7 protein-coding genes and 1 pseudogene are annotated in these 7,164 nt (G+C 78.3%); all 8 read left to right on the forward strand.

The window, feature by feature from the left end:
- A partial coding sequence (locus AB0K34_RS45505) for an HAD-IIIA family hydrolase (RefSeq protein ID WP_364554742.1) occupies nt 1-770 on the forward strand: 770 nt, incomplete at its 5' end.
- Complete coding sequence (locus AB0K34_RS45510; RefSeq protein WP_364554744.1) at nt 767-1,777, forward strand: glycosyltransferase family 9 protein; 1,011 nt, start codon at nt 767-769, stop codon at nt 1,775-1,777. The genes AB0K34_RS45505 and AB0K34_RS45510, both read left to right, overlap by 4 nt.
- Nucleotides 1,774-2,769 (forward strand): glycosyltransferase family 4 protein, encoded by a 996-nt coding sequence (locus AB0K34_RS45515; protein ID WP_364554746.1) that lies wholly within the window; start codon nt 1,774-1,776, stop codon nt 2,767-2,769. Before AB0K34_RS45510 ends, AB0K34_RS45515 begins: the two co-directional genes overlap by 4 nt.
- Nucleotides 2,766-3,983 carry a glycosyltransferase gene (locus AB0K34_RS45520; protein WP_364554747.1) on the forward strand — a complete coding sequence of 406 codons (1,218 nt, stop codon included), beginning with the start codon at nt 2,766-2,768 and terminating at the stop codon, nt 3,981-3,983. Before AB0K34_RS45515 ends, AB0K34_RS45520 begins: the two co-directional genes overlap by 4 nt.
- Nucleotides 3,984-4,075: 92 nt before the next feature.
- A complete protein-coding gene (locus AB0K34_RS45525; protein WP_364554750.1) occupies nt 4,076-4,585 on the forward strand; it encodes an SIS domain-containing protein in 510 nt (169 codons plus the stop codon).
- A 15-nt stretch (nt 4,586-4,600) separates the two neighbouring features.
- Entirely contained in the window at nt 4,601-6,004 is a 1,404-nt protein-coding gene (locus tag AB0K34_RS45530; protein ID WP_138639045.1) for a PfkB family carbohydrate kinase, read from the forward strand.
- Entirely contained in the window at nt 6,001-6,684 is a 684-nt protein-coding gene (locus tag AB0K34_RS45535) for an SDR family oxidoreductase (protein WP_364554748.1), read from the forward strand. The genes AB0K34_RS45530 and AB0K34_RS45535 overlap by 4 nt, the downstream gene beginning before the upstream one ends.
- Nucleotides 6,675-7,164, forward strand: a pseudogene (locus tag AB0K34_RS45540) (glycosyltransferase family 9 protein); the annotation flags it as partial. The gene AB0K34_RS45535 and the pseudogene AB0K34_RS45540, both read left to right, overlap by 10 nt.

The raw sequence follows: 7,164 nt of genomic DNA on the forward strand, positions 1-7,164 counted from the left end.
TCATCACCCCACCGCGGGCCCCCGCGCCGCCCCCCCCCCCCCGCCGCGGCACGGCCGTCGCCGCCGCGGCGGCCGGCACCTGGGCCGTGCTGACCGCGCGGTTCGCCTACGAGCGGATCAAGCCGGGCCCCAAGACTCCCGGAGAGGCGGCGACGATGCTCGTGACGAGCGCCGCCATCCCGCCCGCGGCCGTCCTGCACCGCGTCCGCGGGCTGGCCGTCCACCGGCGGGCGCGGAGCTGGGGCGGCCCCCGGGCCGTGCTGTTCGACCGCGACGACACCCTGATCCGGGACGTCCCGTACAACGGGGACCCGGAGCGGGTCGAGCCGGTGCCGGGCGCGCGCCGCGCCCTGGACCGGCTCCGCGACCACGGCGTCCGGATCGGCGTCGTGTCCAACCAGTCCGGCGTCGCCAAGGGGCTCATCGGCGCCGGGGACGTGCGGCGCGTCAACGCCCGCGTCGAGGAGCTGCTCGGCCGGATCGACGTGTGGGAGTTCTGCCCGCACGACGACGGCGACGGCTGCAAGTGCCGCAAGCCCGAGCCCGGCATGATCGAGCGCGCCGCGGAGCGGCTCGGGATGCTGCCGTCCGACTGCGCCGTCATCGGCGACGTCGGCGGCGACGTCGAGGCCGCCGCGGCCGCGGGCGCGCGCGGCATCCTCGTCCCGACCCGGCGGACCCGGCCGGCGGAGATCGCGCGGGCGCCGGAGACGGCGCCGACGCTGGCCGCCGCCGTCGAACTGGTCCTCGGCGGAAGGCGGCGCCGATGAGGGTCCTCGTGGCACGCCAGGACAACCTCGGCGACGTGCTGCTCGCCGGGCCCGCCGTGCGGGCGGTCGCCGCCCGCGCCGACGAGGTCGTGCTGCTGTGCGGCCCGCGCGGCCGCGCCGCCGCCGACATGCTGCCCGGCGTCGACCGCGTCATCGAATGGTGCGCCCCCTGGATCGACCCCGACCGGGTCCCGGTGAAACGGACGGAGATCGACCTGATCGTCCGGGAGCTGCGCGGCTTCGACCGGGCGCTGGTCCTCACCTCCTTCCACCAGTCGCCGCTGCCGCTCGCGCTGCTGCTGCGGCTCGCCGGGACGCCCTGGATCGGCGGCATCAGCGAGGACTACCCGGGGTCGCTGCTGGACCTGCGGCACCGGCCCGACACCGACGTCCCCGAGCCGCTGCGGATGCTGGCGCTCGCCGAGGACGCCGGGTTCCCGTCCCCGGCCGACACCCGGCTGCGGGTCCGCGGGCCGCTGCCCGACACCGACCACCTCACCGGCGGCCCCGGCTACGTGGTGGTGCACCCCGGCACGTCCGTGCCCGCGCGCGCCTGGCCGCCGAAGCGCTGCGCCGAGGCGGTGCGGCTGCTGCGCGCCTCCGGGCGCCGGGTGGTCGTCACCGGCCACGGCGACGAGAAGGAGCTGACCGCGCTCGTCGCCGGCGAGGACGGCCTGGACCTCGGCGGCCGCACGTCGCTGCCGGAACTGGCGTCGGTGCTGGCGGGCGCGTGCGCCGTCGTCGCCGGCAACACCGGCCCCGCGCATCTCGCGGCGGCCGTCGGGACGCCGGTCGTGTCGCTGTTCGCGCCGACCGTGCCCGCCGCCCGGTGGGCGCCGTTCGGGGTCCCGCTGGCGCTGCTCGGCGACCAGCGGGCGCCGTGCCGGGACAGCCGCGCCCGCGAATGCCCGGTCGACGGGCACCCCTGCCTGTCGACCGTCACCGCCGACGAGGTCGCCGCCGCCGTGGAGGTCGTCGCGACCGTGGAGGAGGCGCCCGCCCGATGAGAGTCCTGATGTGGCACGTGCACGGCTCGTGGGCGACGTCGTTCGTGCACGGACCGCAGACCACGCTCGTCCCCGTCCTCCCCGGCCGCGGGCCGGACGGCCGGGGGCGGCCCGACACCTTCACCTGGCCCGACCGGGCGGTGGAGGTGACGCCCGAGCGGCTCCGCCACGAGGACGTCGACGCCGTCGTGCTGCAGCGCCCCCACGAGCTGCGGCTGGCGGAGGAATGGCTCGGCCGGCGCCCCGGACGCGACGTCCCCGCCGTCTACGTCGAGCACGACACCCCGCGCCGGACGCCCTCCGACGCGGGGCTCCCCGAGGAGGTCGTGCCCGACAGCCGGCACTTCCTGCACGACCGCGCCGACATCCCCGTCGTGCACGTCACCCACTTCAACCGGCTGTTCTGGAACTGCGGCCGGGCCCCGGTCCTGGTCATCGAGCACGGCGTCGTCGACCCCGGCTACCGGTACACCGCCGACATGCCCCGCGCCGGCGTCGTCATCAACGACCCGCTGCGCCGCGGCCGCGTCGCGGGCACCGACCTGCTGCCCGAGCTCGCGGCGGCCGTCCCCCTCGACCTGTTCGGCATGAACGTCGCCGGCGCCCCCGAGCGCCTCGGCATCCCCCCGGAGTCGCTGTGGACCTTCGAGGACCTGCCGCAGGCGAGGATGCACGCGGAGCTCGCCCGCCGGCGCGTCTACGTCCACCCCTACCGGTGGACCTCGCTCGGCCTCGCCCTCATCGAGGCCATGATGCTCGGCCTGCCGGTGGTGGCGCTCGCCACCACCGAGGCGGTCGAGGCGGTGCCGCCCGAGGCCGGGGTGCTGTCCACGCGGGTCGCCGCCCTGGCGGACGCCGCGCGGACCCTGGCCGCCGACCCGCCGCGCGCCCGCCAGATGGGCAAGGAGGCGCGGGCCCACGCCGCCGAGAGGTACGGCCTGGCGCGCTTCCTGCGCGACTGGCGGCGAACTCTCCAGGAGGTAACGCGATGAGAATAGCCATGATCTCCGAGCACGCCAGCCCGCTCGCCGCCGACGGCGGCCTCGGCGGGGCGGACGGCGGCGGGCAGAACGTGTTCGTCGCGGAACTGGCCGCCGAGCTCGGCCGCCAGGGGCACTACGTCACCGTCTACACGCGGCGCGACGCCCCCGCCCCGCCGGACCGGGTGCGGCTCGCGCCCGGCGTCGCCGTCGAGCACGTCCCGGCGGGGCCGCCCGAGCGCATCGCCAAGGACGAGCTGCTGCCGTGGATGCGCGACTTCGGGACGTACCTGGAGCGGCGCTGGGCCGCCGACCCGCCCGACGTCGCGCACGCCCACTTCTGGATGAGCGGCCTCGCCGCGGTGCAGGCCGCGCAGGCGCCGGGGGCGCGGCGCGTGCCGGTCGTGCAGACCTACCACGCGCTCGGCGCCGTCAAGCGCCGCCACCAGGGCGCCGCGGACACCAGCCCCGCCTCCCGCGTCCGGCTGGAGCGCGCGGTCGGGCGCGCCGCCGAGGCCGTCATCGCCACCTGCTCCGACGAGGTCGCCGAGCTGGCCGCGATGGGCGTGCCCCGCGACCGGGTCCGGGTGGTGCCGTGCGGGGTCGACCTTGGCCTGTTCACCCCCGGCGGCCCCGGCGGCGGGGACGCCGGCCCGCACCGCGTCGTGGTGCTGTCCCGGCTCGTCGAGCGCAAGGGCGTCGACACGGCCATCCGCGCGCTCGCGCACCTGCCCGGAACCGTGCTGGCCGTCGCCGGCGGGCCGCCCCGCGGCGGCCTGGACGGCGACCCCGAGGTCCGGCGGCTGCGGAGCGTCGCGCGGGACGCCGGCGTCGCCGACCGGGTGGAGTTCCTCGGCCGGCTCGGCCGCGCGGAGGTGCCCCCGCTGCTGCGGTCGGCGGACCTGGTGGCCGCGCTCCCCTGGTACGAGCCGTTCGGGATGGTGCCGCTGGAGGCGATGGCCTGCGGGATCCCCGTGGTGGCGAGCGCCGTCGGCGGGCACCTCGACACGGTCGTGGACGGCGTCACCGGCACGCTCGTCCCGCCGCGCGACCCGGAGGCGGCGGCCGCCGCGGTCCGGGCGCTGCTGGACGACCCGGCCCGGCGCGCCGCGATGGGCTTCGCGGCGGGCGACCGGGCCCGCGCCCGCTACTCCTGGGCGCGCGTCGCCGCCGACACCGCCGAGGTGTACCGGCACGCCGCCGCGCTGACGGAGGTGGCCGCGTGACCGCGCAGCCGGGGTTCGGGACGCGCACCTCCACCGTCCACGACCGGCGGCTGGAGGCGCTTGCCGAGGCGGCGCTGCTGTTCCGCGACCAGGTGCCCGTCCTCGAAGGGTGGGGGCGCCGCCTCGCCCGCGTGCTGGGCGGCGGCGGGCGGCTGCTGGCCTGCGGCAACGGCGGCAGCGCCGCCGAGGCGCAGCACCTGACCGCCGAGCTCGTCGGCCGGTTCGAGAACGAGCGGTGCCCGCTGTCGGCGATCCCGCTGCACGGCGACACCTCCTCGGTCACCGCGATCGGCAACGACTACGGCCCGGTGAACGTCTTCGAGCGGCAGGTGCAGGCGCACGGCCGGCCCGGGGACGTGCTGGTGTGCCTGTCGACCAGCGGCCGCAGCCCCAACGTGATCGCGGCGGCGCACCGCGCCCGGCGGCTCGGCATGGCGGCGTGGGCGGTCACCGGACCCGGCCCGAACCCGCTCGCGGCGGCGTGCGACGACGCGGTCACCGTGGAGGCCGGGACCACCTCGACCGTCCAGGAGATCCACCTCGCGGCGGTGCACCTGCTGTGCGGGGTGGTGGACGAGGCGCTCGGAGTGAGCCGTGCCTGAGCGGAGGGAGACGCCATGACCGCGCCACTCGTGGTGGTCGGCGACGTCCTGCTCGACATCGACATCGTCGGCACCAGCAGCCGGCTGTGCCCGGACGCGCCCGTCCCCGTCGTGGAGGGCGCCGAGGAGCTGCCCCGCCCCGGCGGCGCGGGCCTCGCCGCGCTGCTCGCGGCCGCGGCCGGGCGGGAGGTGGTGCTCGTCACCGCGCTCGCCGACGACGAGCCGGGGCGGCGGCTGCGCGCGATGCTGGAGCGGCACCTGGAGGTCGCCGCGTTCCACCTGCACGGCGGGACGCCCTGCAAGCTGCGCATCCGGTCCGGAGGGCAGTCGGTGGCGCGCCTGGACGCCGGGGAAGGGCAGGCCCTGGACGGGCCCGTCGGTCCGCGCGTCACCGACGCGATCGCGGGGGCCGGCGCCGTGCTGGTCTCCGACTACGGCCGCGGCGTCACCCGGCACCGCGCCGTCCGCTCGCTGCTCGGCGCGCTGCCGGCGGGCGTCCCGGTCGTCTGGGACCCGCACCCGCGCGGGGAGCCGCCGGTCCCCGGCGTCGTCCGGCTGCTCACCCCGAACGAGCAGGAGGCCGCGCGGCTGGCCGCCGCGGACGGCGCCGACATCACCGGGTTCGGGCTGTCGGCGGCCGGCCGGCGCGGCCGCCACCTCGGCCGCGCCTGGGGCATCGAGGGCGTCGCCGTCACGCTCGGCGCGGAGGGCGCGCTGCTGTGCGACGGGTCCGAGGCGCCGCCGTTCCTCGCGCCCGCCCGGCCCGCGCGGGGCGACTCGTGCGGCGCGGGCGACAGCTTCGCCGCCGGGGCGGTCGGCGCGCTCGCCGACGGCGCGGCGCTCACCGCCGCCGTCACCGAGGGCGTCAACCGGGCGTCGGAGTTCGTCCGGGCCGGGGCCGCGGCGGCCCTGTCGGCGCAGCTCGCCGAGACCGGCACCGCCCGGCTCGTGCCCGAGCGCGGCGAGGACGCCTGGGACATCGTCGAGCGGACGCGGCGCGCGGGCGGGACGGTGGTGGCGACCGGCGGCTGCTTCGACCTGCTGCACGCCGGGCACGTCAGCCTGCTCCAGCAGGCGCGGCGGCTCGGCGACTGCCTGATCGTCTGCGTCAACTCCGACGCGTCCGTCCGGCGCCGCAAGGGGCCGTCGCGGCCGGTGACGCCGGCCGCCGACCGGGTCCGGGTGCTGGAGGCGCTCAGCGACGTCGACGCCGCGGTGGTGTTCGACGACGACACCCCGGCGCCGCTGCTGGAGCGGCTGCGCCCCGACGTGTGGGTGAAGGGCGCCGACTACGCCGGGACCACGCTGCCCGAGGCCGAGACGGTCCGGGCCCACAACGGGGAGATCGTCCTGCTGCCCCTGCTGGAAGGGCGCTCCACCACGCGCCTGCTGTCCACCAAGAAGGGAACCGCGTCATGAACGTCCTCATCACCGGTGGCTCCTCCGGACTCGGCGCGGCCGTCGCGCGCAGGGTCGCCGACGGCGGCGGACGCCCCCTGATCCTCGACCGGCACCCGCCGAAGGACGACTTCGGCTTCGAGCACATGCAGGCCGACCTCGCCGACCGGCGGTGCGCCGAGCGCGCCGTGCACGGGCTGGCGCGCGCCGCCGGCGGGCTGAACGCCGTCGTGACCGCCGCCGGCATCGACGCGTGCGGCGGGCTGTGCGAGGTCCCCGCCGAGGACTGGGAGCGGGTCGTGCAGGTGAACCTGCTCGGCACCGCCGCCGTCGTCCGCGCCGCGCTCCCCTACCTGGAGAACGAGCCGCACGGCCGGATCGTCACGGTCGCGTCCACGCTCGGGTTCCGGGCGCTGGGCGACGCCACCGCGTACTGCGCGTCCAAGTTCGGGGTCGTCGGGTTCACCCGGGCGCTCGCCGCCGAGATGGCGGGGCGGGTCGGCGTCACGATGATCGTGCCGGGCGGGATGGACACCGCGTTCTTCGACGGCCGCCCCGCCCAGTACCGGCCGGGCGCGGACGCCAAGCTGAACCCGCCCGAGAACGTCGCGGAGGCGATCGCGTTCGCGCTCGCGCAGCCGGCCGGGTGCGAGGTGCGGGAGCTCGTCGTCTGCCCCTCGGAAGAGCCGTCGTGGCCGTGACGCCCCGCCGCGCGCTGGTGCTGCGCGCCCTCGGGCTCGGCGACCTGCTCACCGCCGTGCCCGCGCTGCGGGCGCTGCGGCGCGGGCTGCCGGACGCCCGGATCGCGCTCGCCGCGCCGGCGGCGCTCGGCCCGCTGGCCCGCGCGACCGGCGCGGTCGACGACGTCCTCCCGGCGGACGGCCTGGACGCCCCGCTCCGCGCCGCCGGCCCGGTGGACGTCGCCGTCAACCTGCACGGGTCGGGGCCGCAGAGCCACCGGCTCCTCGCGGCCCTGGAGCCCGGCCGGCTGCTGGCGTTCGCCTGCCCGGCCGCGCCGCACGACGACGGGCCGGCGTGGGATCCCGCCGAGCACGAGGTGGCGCGCTGGTGCCGGCTCGCCGCCTGGTACGGGTTCGGCGCCGATCCGCGCGACCTGGACCTGCCGGCCCCGGACGCGGCGTCGCCCGCGCCGGGCGCCGCCGTCGTCCACCCCGGCGCCG

Source organism: Actinomadura sp. NPDC049382 (assembly GCF_040677125.1).
Lineage (GTDB): Bacteria > Actinomycetota > Actinomycetes > Streptosporangiales > Streptosporangiaceae > Spirillospora > Spirillospora geliboluensis.